The organism is Streptomyces sp. WY228 (assembly GCF_019287315.1).
GTDB classification, from domain to species: Bacteria; Actinomycetota; Actinomycetes; order Streptomycetales; family Streptomycetaceae; genus Streptomyces; species Streptomyces caviscabies.
The window spans coordinates 754,958-769,420 of the sequence record NZ_CP079114.1 but is presented as its reverse complement, the minus strand read 5'-3'; the positions used below and the strand labels follow the sequence as shown (position 1 = coordinate 769,420).

Here is a 14,463-nt window from a genome sequence, read left to right as displayed (position 1 = left end):
AACACCTGGTACGACGGAGCAACGCGATGGACGTCACCGATGTGCACCACTCCTACCGGCAGCATGCCGTTCTCCGGGGCATCGACCTACGGCTGCGGCCCGGCACCCTCGCCGGGATCGTCGGGGAGAACGGCGCGGGCAAGACCACGCTGCTGAAGATCCTCGCCGGTGAACTGAGGCCGGACCGTGGCTCGGTGCGGCACAGTGGCAGATTCGGCTACTGCCCGCAGTCCGTGGTCCTGGACGACTCCTTCACCGTCCGCCAGCACCTCGACCTCTTCAAGAGCGCGTTCGGTCTCGCGAACCTGCGACGGGCCGAGGAGGTGATGGAGACCCTGGCCTTCACCGAGTACCTCGACCAGCGGGCCGGCCTGCTCAGCGGTGGCTCCCGGCAGAAGCTCAACCTGACCCTGGCGCTCATGCACGACCCGGACGTGCTCCTGCTCGACGAGCCCTACCAGGGGTTCGACTGGGAGACGTATCTGCGCTTCTGGGAGCTGGCGGAGAGGCTGCGCGACGCCGGGCACTCGGTGCTGGTCATCTCGCACCTGGCCTACGACATCGACCGGCTGGACCTGCTCTGGCGGCTGGAGAACGGGCGCCTGGAGCGCCAGGAACGACGTACGGAGGCGGTGGCGGTATGAGGCGGCATCGGCAGCTGTTCACCACGGCGTCCAAATACGCGCTGATCGGGCACGCCCGCAACCGGTTCGCGATGCTCCTGGTGGTCGTGTACATCCCCGTGTGGATCGCCCTCGCCTATGTGACCATCCCCGACCGGCCGGCCCCGTTCCGGCTGCGGGCCACCGGTGAGGTGCTGTCCCCGCCGGGCAACCACCTCACCCAGATCACCGGTGCGCTGAACGCGGTCACCCTGATCGCCGGGTTCATGATGTTCGCGGCCACGTTCACGGGAGGCGCCTTCGACCGCCGCCTCGCGATGGCGGGCTACCCCCGGTATCACCTCGTCCTCGCCAAGCTCTCCGCGCTCACGCTGGTCTGCGTCGCCGTCGCGGTGTACGCCACGGTCGCCGTCGGGGTCTCCTGGCCGCCGCGACAGCCCCTCCTGCTCGCCGCCGCGCTCTTCTGCGCCGCTCTGACCTACGGCGCGCTCGGCGTCGTCCTCGGATCGGTGCTCCGCCGCGAGGTCGAGGGCATGTTCGCCATCCTGATGATCAGCATCCTCGACGTCGCCCTGCAGAACCCCCTCTCCAGCTCCGGCTCGGACAGTGCGGTCGTGCGCTACCTGCCGACGTACGGAGCCGTGCAGGCCAGCATGTCCGCCGCGTTCTCCGACGCGTCGGCCGTCCGGGGAATCGTGATCCAGTGCCTGTGGCTCATCGGCGCCGCGACGGCCGGATTCCTGGTCTTCCGCCGCCGTACCCGCAACGCCCTTGACACGCCCGTGACCTGGGAAGGCGGTGATCGTTCCGTAGCCGTCGGACGCTGATGCCGCGCTCGGAAAGTTCGCCAGGTCCTCGCTGCGGACGCTCAAGACGTACGCCCCGAACGTCTGGCGCGACTCCATGGAGAAGCCGGCGGCGGAGGCCATCAACGCCGACTGCCGCACGGCCTGCAACGCGGTGAAGACCGGCTGGTAGCGGCACGGCGGGCGGCCGGTGCCGCCGCGCCGGCCCGCCCCTGTCCTCCTCCGGCTGCCGGTACGCTGAGCGTGGTCGGACAAAGGGAGGCGCTTGTGCGGCGGTTGGGTGAGCTGGAGGCCGAGGTCATGGACCGGCTGTGGCGGTGGCAGCGGGCCGCCACCGTGCGTGAGCTGGTCGACGACATCAACACCACCATGGGCAGGTCGCTCGCCTACACCACGGTCCTCACCGTGGCGGACGTGCTGTTCCGCAAGGGCTGGCTGAGGCGGGGCAAGGTCGGGCGCGCCTGGGCCTACGAACCGGTGCGGAGCCGCGAGGACTACACCGCCAGCCTGATGGAGCACGCGCTGGGCGGTACGCCGGACCGGTCGGCGGCGCTGCTGCGGTTCGTCGAGCACATGTCCACGGAGGACGTTCAGGCACTGGACGTCGCGCTGCAGGCGGTCAGACATCCGGAACGGAACCGTGGGGCGGGCGGGAAAACCGTGTCCACGGACGGTCGGCGCGAGTGAACCCGCACCTTCTCCCGCCGCTGTTCCTGGCCGCCTGTACCGGCCTGCTCTGCCCCGGGCTGCTGGTCCGGGCCCGCTGGGCGCGGAGGGCGCCCGGCCTGGCTCTCGCCGCCTGGGGGACCCTTGCGGTGGGCTTCGTCTTCGCGCTGGCGCTGGAAGGCACCCATCTGGTGCTGTCGCGTGACCAGATGCTCTCCTCCACCGCCGCCGTGGCGACCGTTCTGTTCGCCCTGCCCGTCGTGGCGTTCTGCGTCGAACTCCTCGGCGCGCGACGCCGGCGGGCACGGCACGCGGACACCCTGCGCCTCGTCGGGCGGAAGGACCCCGGCCTGGGCGTCACCGTGCTCGCGCACGGCGAGCCCGCCGTGTACTGCCTGCCCGGACGGGCCCCTCAGATCGTCGTGACCACCGGCGCCATGAGCCTGCTCACCGATGAACAGCTGGCCGCGACGCTGGAGCACGAACGGGCCCACATCGGGGGCCGCCACCACCTGGTGAGCGCCGCCGCCGAGGGCTTCTCACGGATCTTCCCGGGGCTGCCGCTGAGCCGGCGTGCCCGGGCCGAGGTGCCGTTGCTGCTGGAAATGGCCGCGGACAGACGAGCCTTGCGGAGCAGCACGCACGAAGTGCTGGCCACCGCTCTCTACTCGATGGCGTCGGCCCGGCCGGAGGTGGCGGACCGGGTCGCGTTCGGAGCCGGCGGAACGTCCGTCGTCCTGCGCATCCAGCACATACTGCACGACCGGGACCGCGCGGACCGGCCGGTCGCCCGCGGGCTGCTCACCCTGGGCACGGCCTTCGGTGTGCTGCTGTCCGTCGTCCTCACCTGCTGCGGCGTCAGCTGCTGACGCCGCAGCAGGCAGGGTGCAGAGGGGCAGGGGGCAGGCCCTAGCCCGCTTTCGCGTCCTGGCAGCCGACGAGTTCGAGCGCGGTGGCCCGGTCGGTCGTACGGACCCTGACCCGGCGGTCCACATCCTTCTCCCGGTCGGGGAACCGCACATCCACCCGGCTGACTTCCCGGCCCTGTTCCGACAACGCCCGCAGGGTGCACACGATCACGGCGTCCGTGCTCTTGCGTACCGACAGCCGTGCGTCGACGGCCTCGGGCGAGACCACGTCGAAGGTGACCAGTTCGCCGCTGTAGTTCTGGCCGGTGAGGTACGCGGTGCCGCTCCAGGCGAGGAAGCCGACGAACACGGCGGCGAGGACACCGCCCACGACCGTGAGGATCCGGTCCTTGCGGGCGTCCTCGCCGGGACCGGAGCCGGCGACCGGCCGGGACAGCGTCACGGGCACGGAATCCGGCGGCAGCGGCAGCGACAGCGACGGTGATGGCGACGGAGTCGGTGACGGCGTTGGGGCCGGAGTCCGCGTCGGTGACGGTGGTGCCGGTACGGGGCCGGGCGTGCGGGCCTCGGGACTCTGCTCCAGCTCCCGGCGGCGCAGCCGGAACCACATGAACACGACGAAGCCCGCGAACACGAACCACTCCCCGGTGTAGCCGAGGTTCTGGAACGCCTTCAGATCGAGGCCCGCGCCCTCCGGGACGACCGGTGGCACCGCGCGCAACGGGCCGGTCGGCTCCTGGACCGTGATCCAGGCGTCGTGGGGCGGACGCGGTTCGTCCGGCATGAGGCTGACGAAGGTGGCCGCGCTGATGACACCGATCCGGCCCTCGGGGAGGCCGCCCCGCCCGCGACGCCTGCCGCCACCGCGGCCCCGGGCGGGGCGGATGGACGCGCTCGGGGTTCCTGCGGGGAGCCAGCCGCGTACGACGGGCAGTGCCCGGCCGCCGTCCGTACGGAACAGGGTCAGCACGTAGAAGGCGTCCTGGCCGTTCACCCGGCGGTCCGGGACCTGGAACTCCGCTTCGGGGTCGTAGCGGCCGCTCACGGTGGCCCGCCGTCCCACGGTGTCCGTGCTGACCGGCAGCAGCTCCGTGAGCGGGACGGCCGTTCTGTCGGTACGGGCCTCCTGGTACGCGCGGTCGGCCTCGGTTCGTGCCGAGAACCTCTCCAGCTGCCACAGGCCCATCAGAACGCAGAACGGTACGGCCAGGACGGTGAAGAGGTGGATGCCCCACCAACGGGGCGTGCGCAGCGAGCGGTTCACGGGGGAGAGGTTTCCTTGGTGCTCAGTCGGTCGGCCATGCGGTCGGCGACCAGCGCGACGACTTCGTCCCGTACATCGTTGAGGAAGAAGTGACCGCCGGGGAACACGTCGAGGGTGTGGCCGCGGGTGGTGTGGCGACTCCAGTCGACGGCTTCGTCGATGCTCACCACGGGATCGTCAGAACCGGTCAACACGGCTATGGAGCAGCCGAGTTCGGTGCCGGGCCGGTGTCGGTAGGTTTCTATCGCCCGGTAGTCGACGCGCACGCCGGGCAGGATCATCCGCAGGAGATCGGGGTCCGAGAGCAGTTCCCCGTCGGTGCCGCCGAGCCGCCGGATGTGGTTCGCCAGCCCCTCGTCGTCCTGGAGATGGACGGACTCGGGGCGGTGCCGGCAGGGCGCCCGGCGGCCGGACGCGAACAGCAGCTCGGGGCGGGCCCCCGCCCGCTCCAGGCGGCGGGCCACCTCGTAGCCGACCGTGGCGCCCATGCTGTGCCCGAACAGGGCCGTCGGCCGGTCGTCCAGGAGCGGCAGGAGAGCCGCGGCCGCCCCGTCCGCGAGGACGCCCACATCGTCGATGCCGGGCTCCCGGTGGCGGTCCTGACGACCGGGGTACTGAGCGGCGAGGACCTCGATGTCCGGTGCGAGCGCCCGGGCGAACGGGAAGTAGAAGCTCGCGGAGCCGCCCGCGTGCGGGAAACAGACCAGCCGGGACGCGGCGCTCTCCGTCGTACGGAAACGGCGGAACCAACGGGCGCCGTCCGGCTCGGGCCCGCCCGGCCCGCCGGGCGCGCTCATGCGCCCGCCTTCCGGCCGGTGGTCACGGCGGCCGGCCGGAGCCAGCCGGCGGAGGCGGCTGCCGTGGTGCCCGGCCCCCCGGCCGGAGCGTCGTCCGCCAGACGCAGCAGCAGCTCCTCGTACGCGCGGAGCATGGTGTCCATCAGCCCGTCCGGGAAGAGCTCGTCGACCGCGTCCCAGGCGAGGACCACGCCGTCGTCGGTCCGGTAGACCTGGTGGTCCAGCCAGACCTGCGGGGTCTGGGAGATCATCCAGCTCCACTCGCCGAGCTCCTCGCGCATCTCCGGCGGCACGAACGCGGAGCCGAGATTGCACGCGAACACCACGGGCGCGGCCGTCCTCCTGCCGCCGTGGGCCCTGCGCAGATCCTGGAGCACGCTCAGTGTGGAGTACTGGGCGTGCGAGGCGTTGTCGTGGAGCTGGCGCTGAAGATCCAGCGCCCTCTCCGCGAACGGGACCGGCCGGCCCACATCGACGCTGAGCAGGATCAGACTGGTGAAGTCGGCCACCAGACCGCCTACTTCGGGGGCGAGCGGCTGCCGGTCGAACAGCGGTACGTTGAGCAGGAAGCGGTCCTCCTCGCTCCAGGCCCCGAGCACCTCCGCGTACGCGGTCGCGAGCACCACGGCCGGCGTCAGGCCGAACTCCCGTGCCCGGCCGACGATGTGCTCCCACGCCGCCGTGGGCAGCGTGAAGGCGCGCCGCGAGAACACCGGAGCGGTGATGTCCTCCGGCCGGGTGGCCAGGGGCAGCGCGGGCCCCGACGCCGGCAGTGCGGGAATCCGCTCGCGCCAGTACGCCCGGGCGGCCGCGAGCGGGCTGCCCGCCTCGGCCGGGGCGCCGCACCAGTCGCGGTAGTCGTCCAGATAGCGGGGAAAGCCGTACCCGGAGGCGGGCGCGAGGCCCGCCGGGTCGCGATAGGCCGTCACGAGGTCGGCCAGGACGAGTTCGATGCTGGCCACGTCCGCCACCAGCAGGTCGATGCCGAAGTGGATACGGGTGCGGGAGCCGGGCAGCAGCGACAGCTGCACGTCCACCACCTCGCCCGCCGCGACGTCGAACACGCGGTGCGAGAGCCGGGCGCGCACATCGGCGAGGTGCTGCTCCGCCTTGTCCGGGCCGGCGTCGGTGACGTCATGGACGGTCAGTCCCGGCCACGGGCTCTCGGCGAGGATCTGCTGTCGGCCGTCGTCGAGGAACCGCGCCCGGAGCATGCCGTGCCGGGCGATGACCCGGCGTACCGCCAGGTCCAGCCGGACCGGGTCGACTCCGCTGCCGTCGAACTCCAGGAAGGCGTGGCAGCCGACACCGCCCAGGGGCATCTCCGGGCGGCGGCCGATCCAGTAGGCCCGCTGCACCGGAGTGAGGGCGAACGGAGCCTCGGAGTCCTCGGTGGCGGGCCGGGCAGGTTTCCGGGCCGGTCCCGCCTCCGCCGTCGTCTCGTCCTTTGCTTCCGCCGCGACCGGTGCCGCCGCGGCACCGGATGCGGTGAGGAGCGCGAACCAGGCGTCCACCGTGGGCTGTTCCGCCAGTTGACGGAAGGTCACGGACGCGCCCGCGCGCCGCCAGCCGCCGGCCAGCCGCATCATCCGCAGCGAGTCCATCCCGTGCTTGATCAGGTTGGCGCCGTCCGGAACCGATCCGGCGTCCACCCCGAGCACTCCGGCCGCGGCGCGCCGCACGTCGTCCTTGGACATGCCGGTCATCTGGGTCATCTCCCCTCCTGAGGTCCCTGGGTGGTGCCGGAAGCGGCCGGAACACGGGTGCCGAGCCATGCGGCGGCCCGTTCGGCGATCGCCGGGAGTACGTCGGGCCCGACGATCGTGTAGTGATCGTGCGGCCAGGCCTCCGCCTCGATACCGGGGCACAGGTCCCGCCAAGCGGCCACCGGGTCCGGCCGCTCGACCCGGTCGGCGACCAGGAGGAGGGCGGACACCTCGCACTTCTCCGGCCGGTAGGCGTTCAGTACGTCCAGGTTGTGGGCGTGCACCCGCATGAGCAACGCGTACTGCTGTACGCCGGTTTCGGCCGGCAGCCAGCCGTGCCGGACGGCTGCCGCGGTGCCCGCCTCCATGAGCTGCCCGGCGGGGGCGGCCCGGAGCGCTTCGCGGGCGTCGGTGGGGAGCCGCCCGCCGGCCAGGTCGCCGAGGAACGCCGTGTGCCGGTCGGCCTCGGACCTCGCCGTACGGTCCTCGGTGAGATCGCTGTCGATCATGAACAGGGCAGCGTGGTGGCCCTGTTCGGTGAGCAGGCGCGCCACCTCGTACGCGATGACTCCGCCCATGGACCAGCCGCCGAGGGCGTACGGGCCTTCCGGGCGCAGCTGTCGGATCTCCGCCAGATACGCCGCCGCCATCGTCTCCAGGTCCGGGTCGCCTGCCGTCGACGTCCCCTCGGCGAGGGCCCGGCTCTGGAACGCGTGGACCGGGCCCGGCCAGTGCCGGGCCAGCGCGGTGTAACTGGTGACGGATCCGCCGACCGGATGGAAGAGGAACAACTCCTGCTCGCTGGCCCGCTGTTCGGCACCGGATGACAGGGTTACGCGGCAGGTCGCCGTTCGGCCGGGTTCGTGCTCCCCGATCCGCGCGGCGAGCGCCCGCAGGGTCGGCGCCTCGAAGACCTGGCCGAACGGCAGCTCCACTCCGAGATCGGCCTGGACGCGGTTGACCAGGCGCAGGGCGAGGAGGGAATTGCCGCCGAGCGAGAAGAAGTCGTCGTCGGGGCCGACCGCCGGGAGCCCGAGCAACTCGGTCCACAGCGCACCCAGCCGGGCGAGGAGCCCGGTGGTGTCGGCACTCCCGGCCGCCTCCGGCACGGCCGGCCGCATCCGTTCCCGGGCGGCGATGTCGGCGAGCGCGCTCGCCACGTCCACCTTGCCGTTGGGCGTCAGCGGAAGCCGGGGGAGCAGGTGCACCTGAGCGGGGACGAGGTAGTGGGGGAGCCGGGACCGCAGATGGGCGAGGACGGTCCGGTCGTCGAGCACCGCGCCGTCGTCCGGCACGACCAGGGCGACCAGCCGCCGCTGCCCGCCGGGGGCCTGCGCGCCGTCGACCACGCATTCGCGGACCGCCGGGTGTTCACGGGCGGCCGCCTCGACCTCGCCCGGTTCGACCCGGAACCCCTGGATCTTGAGCTGGCGGTCCTCACGGCCCAGGAACTCGATGGTGCCGTCCGGCCGGTAGCAGCCGAGGTCGCCGGTCCAGTAGAGCCGCTCGCCGGTGTCCGGGTGGTGGAAGTACCGTTCGGCGGTCCGCTCCTCGTCCGCCCAGTAGCCCCTGCTCAGTCCGGAGCCGCCGATGTGGATACGGCCCACGGCCCAGGGCGGGCAGAGCCCGAGACGGTGGTCGAGCACCCGCATGGTCTGGTTCCGCAGCGGCACACCGTACGGGATGCTCGGCCAGGCCGGGTCGACCTCGTCGATCTCGTGGATGTTGGACCAGACGGACGCCTCGGTCGCCCCGCCCATCGCGATCAGACGGGCGTCGGGCCAGCGCGAGCGCAGCAGGTCCGGCAGGGTGGTGGGGATCCAGTCGCCGCTCATCAGGAAGGCCCGGACGGGCGGTGCGACACCGGGCTCGGTGGCCTCGGCCAGCATCTGGGCGAGCGCCGGCACGGAGTTCCACACCGTGGCCCCGCAGTCGGCCGCGCGAGCGGCCCAGCCCACCGGGTCGGGGCGGGACGTCGCCGCGGGCAGGACCAGGGCCGCTCCGGCGGCGAGCGTGCCGAACACGTCCCACACCGACAGGTCGAAGCTCAGCGACGAGATGCCGAAGACCCGGTCCGAGGGGGCGAGGGTCACGCGCTCGTTGACGTCGAGCAGCGTGTTGACCGCCGCCCGGTGCTCGATCATGACGCCCTTGGGCCGGCCCGTGGAGCCCGAGGTGTAGATGATGTACGCGAGATCCTCGGGCCTGCCCGCCGGTTCGGCCGCCGTCGGAAGGGAACCGTCCGGCTCCGTGCCCACCTCGTCCACGGCCAGCAGCGGCCGGTCGCCCAGGGCCTTGGCACCGGGCGCGGTGTACGTCTGCACCAGGACCGCGCGGGCGGAGCAGCTGTCCAGGAGCTCGGCGATCCGCTCGGCCGGGAGCCCCGCGTCCACCGGGCAGTACGCGGCACCGGCCCGCAGCACGCCGAGAACCCCCACCACCTGCTCCCAGCCCTTGGCCATGACGACGGGGACGACGTCCTCGCGGCCGATGCCCTCGGAGCGCAGCCGGTTCGCCACCGCCCGCGAGGCGACCTCCAACTCCCCGTACGTGAGCGTGCGGTGCGGGCTCATGACCGCGACCGCCTCCGGCGTGAGGGCGGCGCTGCGCAGGAAGCCGTCCTCCAGACGCTCCGCCGGCGGCGGCCCGGCGGTGTTGAGGGCCGCGATCACCGAGCGGTGCGCCGCGGGCACCGGATCCGGTGCCCGCGAGCCCGCTCCGGGGCCGGAGAGCAGGTCGAGCATGTCGGCGTACGCGTCGAACATCAGGTCCGCGAGGCCCGCCGGGAAGGCTTCGTCGACGACGTCCCACACACAGTCGACCCCGCCGGCGGCCCCGTCGTGCAGCTGGTTGTCGATCAGGACCTGCGGGGTGCGCAGATCGCTGTGGACCTCGCGGCACGCGAGCCGGCCCGGGGCCGAAGCCCCGGCCGCGCCCGCACCGGCCGCCGCACCCGGTCCGAGCATGCTGGTGAAGACGTAGGGCAGCGCGGCGCGCGAGGTCCAGCCGCGCCGGGCCGTCAGCTCGCGGGTGATCCGTACCCCGGCCACGTCCGCGTTCCGCAGGTCCCGCATGACCTGCCGCTGGAGGGCCCCCGCGCGTTCCCAGAAGCCGGCGGGGCCGCCGAGGTCCACGGCCAGCGGAAGCGTCGCCCCGAACTGCCCGACGACATCGGCCATGTCGGGGCGGGAGGCCGCCCAGTTCTGGTGCAGCATGTTCAGGCTGAAGCGCGGCGACTCCGCCCAGGCGCCGAGTACTTCGGCGAAGACGTGCAGCAACCCCGTGGTGGGCAGGATGCGGTGCTCGCGGAACGTCGCGGTCAGCCGCCGCCAACGGTCCTGGGTGAGGTGGTGGGTGCGACGCCGGAAACGCACCGACGCGATGGCCGACGGCTGCACCGCGAGCGGCAGCCGGGGCCCCTCGGGCAGCGTGTCGAGCCGTTCCTCCCAGTACCGCCACTGCTCCTGGTAGGCCGGGGTGCTCTCGTACGCCTGGAGGGCGAGGCGGCAGTCCCGGTACGTGGTGTCCGGGACCGGAAGACCGGCCGCGGGATCGTGGTAGTACGTCCGCCACTCGTCCACGACGCGGCGGATGCCACGCCCGTCCAGGAGCAGCAGGCTCATGGCGATGTGCGCCCGGAACCGCCGCTCCCGCACGCGCTGGACAACGACCTCGAACAGCGGCCAGCGGGACGGGTCCACACCCTCCCGGCACATCCGCTCGCGGGTGGCGAACAGGGCGGCCTGCTGGTCCTGCTCGCTCAGCGCGGTCAGGTCGGTCGTCCGGAACGGCAGCCGGGTGGTCTCCGCCTCGGGAAGGACGCGCTGGCTGCCGGTGTCCGTGTCTATGACGACGCGCAGATGGCCGTGGCGGCGCACCAGGACGGCGAGGGCCTGCCGGGCCCGGTCGAGGTCGAGGTCCACCAGGTCGAACTCGGCGTAATAGCTGGGATGGAAGCCGCCCAGCTCGACCATGCGGGACATGCCGACCAGATAGCCCTCCTGGAGAGGGGTCAGGGGGAACGGCTCGTACGCGCTCATCCCCGCGCCCCCGCCTCACGGGAGAGGAGTACCGCCAGCTCCTTGATCGTCGGCGCTTCGAAGAGCATGTCGATGGCCTCGCTGCCGTCCTTCTCGATGCCGAGGTCCGTGCGGAACCGGCCCGCGATGCGCACCGCGTGCAGGGAGTCGCCGCCGAGGTCGAAGAAGTTCGTCTCCGTGCCGAAGTCGCCGTGGCCGAGCGTGTCGGACCAGATCGCGTGCAGCCGCTGCTCCAGCTCGGACAGCGGCAGGGTCGGGTCCTGCTCCTCCTGCTCCCGCCAGGGGGACGGCAGGGCCGACCGGTCGACCTTGCCGTTGGCGCTCAGCGGCACCTCGTCGAGGAGCAGGAAGTGGTGCGGCACCATGTAGTCGGGCAGCAGCCGGCCCAGCGCGGTGGCGAGGGCGGCGGTGTCGAGGGGCCGGGGGCCATGGCCCTCGTCGGCCGTGGATCCGTCGGACGTACCGGCGAGCAGCACGTGCTGGATCAGCGCGTCGACGGCGGGCTCGCCCTCGGGGACCGGGGCGAAGCGGGTGAAGCCGGCCCGGGCCAGGTGCGCCTGCCACTCGGGCACCGACAGGAGGGTGGCCTCGCGCTGGTCCTGGTAGTTCCCGAAGCCTTCCAGGAAGGCGAAACTGATCATGTTGAGGGGGGAGTTGACCGTGCCCTCGATCTGCACCAACAGTCCGCCGGGGGCCAGCAGTTCCCGCAGCCGTGCCAGGGTTCGGTCCAGGTGCTTGGCGTCGTGCAGCACATTGGCCGCGACGAGGACGTCGACGCTGCCGGGCGCGAGACCCTGGCCGGCCGGGTCCTTGTCGATGTCGAACAGGCCGTAGTCGACGAAGGGATGAGCGTCCCGGTAGCGCTTCCTCGCCTGCTCGGTGAAGGCGGTCGACAGATCGGTGAAGCGATAGGCGACCCGGTCGGCGGGCAGCGCGGGCAGGATCGTGTCGGCGGTCGAGCCGGTGCCCGCGCCCACCTCCAGGATGCGGACCGTGCGTTCGGCCGGAGCCGCGTCCACGAAGGTGCGTACCGCCCGGGCGGCGATCCTGTTCTGCAGCCGGGCCGCGGGATTGGTCGCGTACAGCGCTTCGGTGACCCGCCAGTCCCCGTCCGGGAGCAGGAGCTGCAGCGGGCGGACCGTGCCGCGCAGCAGGGGGAGTTGACGTTCGATGCACGAGGTGAAGTAGTCGAGCAGCACCTCGTCGGAGCCCTCGGCGTCCAGGGCGCTCAGGACGGTCTCGATCTCGCTGTCCAGCGCGGCGGCGTCGAGGGCGCGGTCGGCGCGGTACTCGCCGGGCCGCCCGGTGGCGGTCAGGACACCCTGCCGGGCGAGGACCGCCGCCCACTGGGCGAGCAGCCCGCGGTAGAGGGGGCGTACGCCACCGGTGGCCACGGCCTCGTCGACGGTGGCCGTCGCGCCCGGCTCGGTGAAGCAGCCGAGCTGCGCGAAGGTGCGGGCCATCACGGCCGGTGCGAGGTCTTCGAGGCTCTTCCACAGCGCGCGGAACGTGGTCACGGCCGGGGCGAGTTCGGTGGCGGCGCGGTGCAGTTCGGAGTGGGCGGCTTCGAGGGCGGCCGGCCAGGCGTCGCCGCCCGGTGCACTGTCCGGGGCCGGACCGGCGCGGCCGTCGTCCTCCGGCACCACATAGGCGACGAGCTGGCCCCGGCCGGTGGCCGGGTTGGCGTCGACCGTGAGCAGCGCCTCGCGCACGCCGGACTGGCGGCGCAGGACGGCGCTGATCTCGTCGAGCTCGATGCGGTAGCCGTTGACCTTGACCTGGCTGTCCTCCCGGCCGAGGAACTCGATGTCCCCGCCCGCCAGATAGCGCCCCAGGTCGCCGGTGCGGTACAGCGTCCCGCCGGTGGCCGGGTGGACCACGAACCGTTCGGCGGTACGGACCGGGTCGGCCCAGTAGCCCTTGGCGACGCCGATGCCGCCGATGCAGATCTCCCCGGTGGTCCCGACGGGGCACGGGTCCATCCGGTGGTCCAGCACGTGCAGCGTCTGGTTGGCGAGCGGCTTGCCGTACGGGATGCGGTGCCAGGAGGCCGGGACGTCCTCGACCGGGTGGTGGACCGACCAGATGGACGCCTCGGTGGCGCCCCCCAGGCTGATGACCCGGGCGTCCGGGTACGGGGTGCGCAGCGCGTCGGGCAGGGAGACGGGGATCCAGTCGCCACTGAGCATCGCCAGCCGCAACGGCGCTTCGGCGGGCGCGGACGACGAGTCGAGCCAGAGCCGCAACAGGGCCGGCACCGAGTTCCACACGGTGACGCCGTGCCGGTCCACCAACTGCGACCAGTGCGCGGGGTCGTGGACCCGGTTGGCGGCGGGCAGCACGAGCGCGGCCCCGGCGGCGAGCGTGCCGAAGACGTCGTACACGGAGAGGTCGAAACTGAGGGAGGACAGCCCGAGCACCCGGTCGGCGGGGCCCACACCGAACCGGTGGTTGATGTCCTGCACCGTGTTGGCGGCGCCCCGGTGGTCGATGACCACGCCCTTGGGCCGGCCGGTCGAACCCGAGGTGAAGATCACGTACGCGAGGTCGTCGGGCGTCGGCGTGACGGCCGGCGGGCCGGTCGGGGCCTCGCGCACCTCCGGGTCGTCGAACGTGACGAGACGGATGCCGTCGGGCCATGCGAGGGTGTCGCGGAGGTGCGGGGTGGTGACGACGACGCGGACGCCGCCCTGGTCGACGAGCTGGGCGCGGCGGGCGGCCGGCCAGGAGGCGTCGATCGGCAGATACGCGGCCCGGGACAGAGTGACACCGAGGACGGCGGGCACCTGGGTGCGGCCCTTGTCGACGACCACGCCGACGAGCTGACCGGGCACCGCGCCGAGGGCGAGGAGCCGGTGGGCGAGCTGCCGGGCGAGGCCGACGGTCTCGCGGTAGGTGAGCTGTCCGTCGTCGGCGAGCACGGCGACGGCGTCGGGGGTGGCGGCCGCCCGGTCCTCGACCAGGCCGCAGAGCGTGGCGGCGGGGAGGTGGTCGGCGGTGGTGCTGTTGGCGGCGGTCCGCTCGTCGATCTGCCACCGCGGGACGCGGGGGAGCCGGTCCGTGGTGTCCCAGGACTCCGGCTCGTGGGCCAGCCGCTCGAACAGCTCGGTGCAGACGGAGACGACGTCGGCGGGGAATCCGGCGGGCAGTTCGGCCGTGCGGAACTCCCAGGTGAGGGTGAGGACTCCGGCGTGCTCGGTGGCGTGGCAGGTCACCGGCGAGGCATCGGCGGACCCCGTGGACGCGGTGGACCCCGTGGACCCCGCGGACCTGTCGGCCTCCGTGGGCGACCCGGGCAGCTCGGCCAGCTGCCGGTGGAGGCGGCCCGCACGTACGGCGAACGAGTCCCCGGGGCGTACGTCGAAGGTCAGCTCGTGGGCCGGCCCGGTGGCCGGCGCGTCCAGCGCCAGCGCGAATTCCGGCTGTTTGGACCAGAGGCGAAGCACCTCGGCGGCGGCCGTCAGAAGAACCGCTACCGAGCTGAGACATCGCTCTCCGGACATCTGGACGATGGAATTCCATTCCACTGCGAATTCTTTGTCCGAGCGGTGGATCGCGTCTTCTCCGGGATCGCTGAACGGAGACGGAACCGGAATTTCGGGTGCTGTGCGGGTGCCCGAAGGTCGGACGGGGAATCGGAGAGATATTCCGGAACGGAGAATTTCAGAAAGATTCGATTCGGGCACTTCTCG

Annotated in this window: 9 protein-coding genes; 4 read left to right on the top strand and 5 right to left on the bottom strand. The window is 72.6% G+C overall.

Features of this window, described 5'->3' with window-relative positions; all coding sequences use genetic code 11:
* The first annotated feature begins 26 nt into the window (after window positions 1-26).
* From KV381_RS03270 to KV381_RS03255, 4 genes are all read left to right on the top strand, one after another.
* Complete coding sequence (locus KV381_RS03270; protein WP_030081514.1) at window positions 27-644, top strand: ABC transporter ATP-binding protein; 618 nt, start codon at window positions 27-29, stop codon at window positions 642-644.
* Entirely contained in the window at window positions 641-1,450 is an 810-nt protein-coding gene (locus KV381_RS03265; RefSeq protein WP_050495614.1) for a hypothetical protein, read from the top strand. Before KV381_RS03270 ends, KV381_RS03265 begins: the two co-directional genes overlap by 4 nt.
* Before the next feature lie 246 nt (window positions 1,451-1,696).
* Entirely contained in the window at window positions 1,697-2,116 is a 420-nt protein-coding gene (locus tag KV381_RS03260) for a BlaI/MecI/CopY family transcriptional regulator (protein WP_193463667.1), read from the top strand.
* Entirely contained in the window at window positions 2,113-2,964 is an 852-nt protein-coding gene (locus KV381_RS03255; RefSeq protein ID WP_030081520.1) for a M56 family metallopeptidase, read from the top strand. Before KV381_RS03260 ends, KV381_RS03255 begins: the two co-directional genes overlap by 4 nt.
* Window positions 2,965-3,004: 40 nt before the next feature.
* Here KV381_RS03255 and KV381_RS03250 read toward each other — a convergent pair whose 3' ends face one another.
* Genes KV381_RS03250 through KV381_RS03230 form a run of 5 tightly spaced genes read right to left on the bottom strand, consistent with a single transcriptional unit; the run spans window position 3,005 to window position 14,274 of the window.
* Window positions 3,005-4,228, bottom strand: coding sequence for an SURF1 family cytochrome oxidase biogenesis protein (locus KV381_RS03250; RefSeq protein WP_218784426.1), 1,224 nt, complete (start codon window positions 4,226-4,228; stop codon window positions 3,005-3,007).
* The gene (locus KV381_RS03245; RefSeq protein ID WP_050495616.1) at window positions 4,225-5,025 is read right to left on the bottom strand and encodes a thioesterase II family protein; all 801 of its coding nucleotides are present in this window, start codon (window positions 5,023-5,025) and stop codon (window positions 4,225-4,227) included. Before KV381_RS03245 ends, KV381_RS03250 begins: the two co-directional genes overlap by 4 nt.
* Window positions 5,022-6,740: a condensation domain-containing protein gene (locus KV381_RS03240; RefSeq protein ID WP_181009646.1), complete on the bottom strand. Its 1,719-nt coding sequence runs from the start codon at window positions 6,738-6,740 to the stop codon at window positions 5,022-5,024. Before KV381_RS03240 ends, KV381_RS03245 begins: the two co-directional genes overlap by 4 nt.
* Window positions 6,737-10,771 (bottom strand): non-ribosomal peptide synthetase, encoded by a 4,035-nt coding sequence (locus tag KV381_RS03235; protein ID WP_218784425.1) that lies wholly within the window; start codon window positions 10,769-10,771, stop codon window positions 6,737-6,739. Before KV381_RS03235 ends, KV381_RS03240 begins: the two co-directional genes overlap by 4 nt.
* Window positions 10,768-14,274 (bottom strand): amino acid adenylation domain-containing protein, encoded by a 3,507-nt coding sequence (locus KV381_RS03230; protein ID WP_218784423.1) that lies wholly within the window; start codon window positions 14,272-14,274, stop codon window positions 10,768-10,770. Before KV381_RS03230 ends, KV381_RS03235 begins: the two co-directional genes overlap by 4 nt.
* Between the last annotated feature and the right edge of the window lie 189 nt (window positions 14,275-14,463).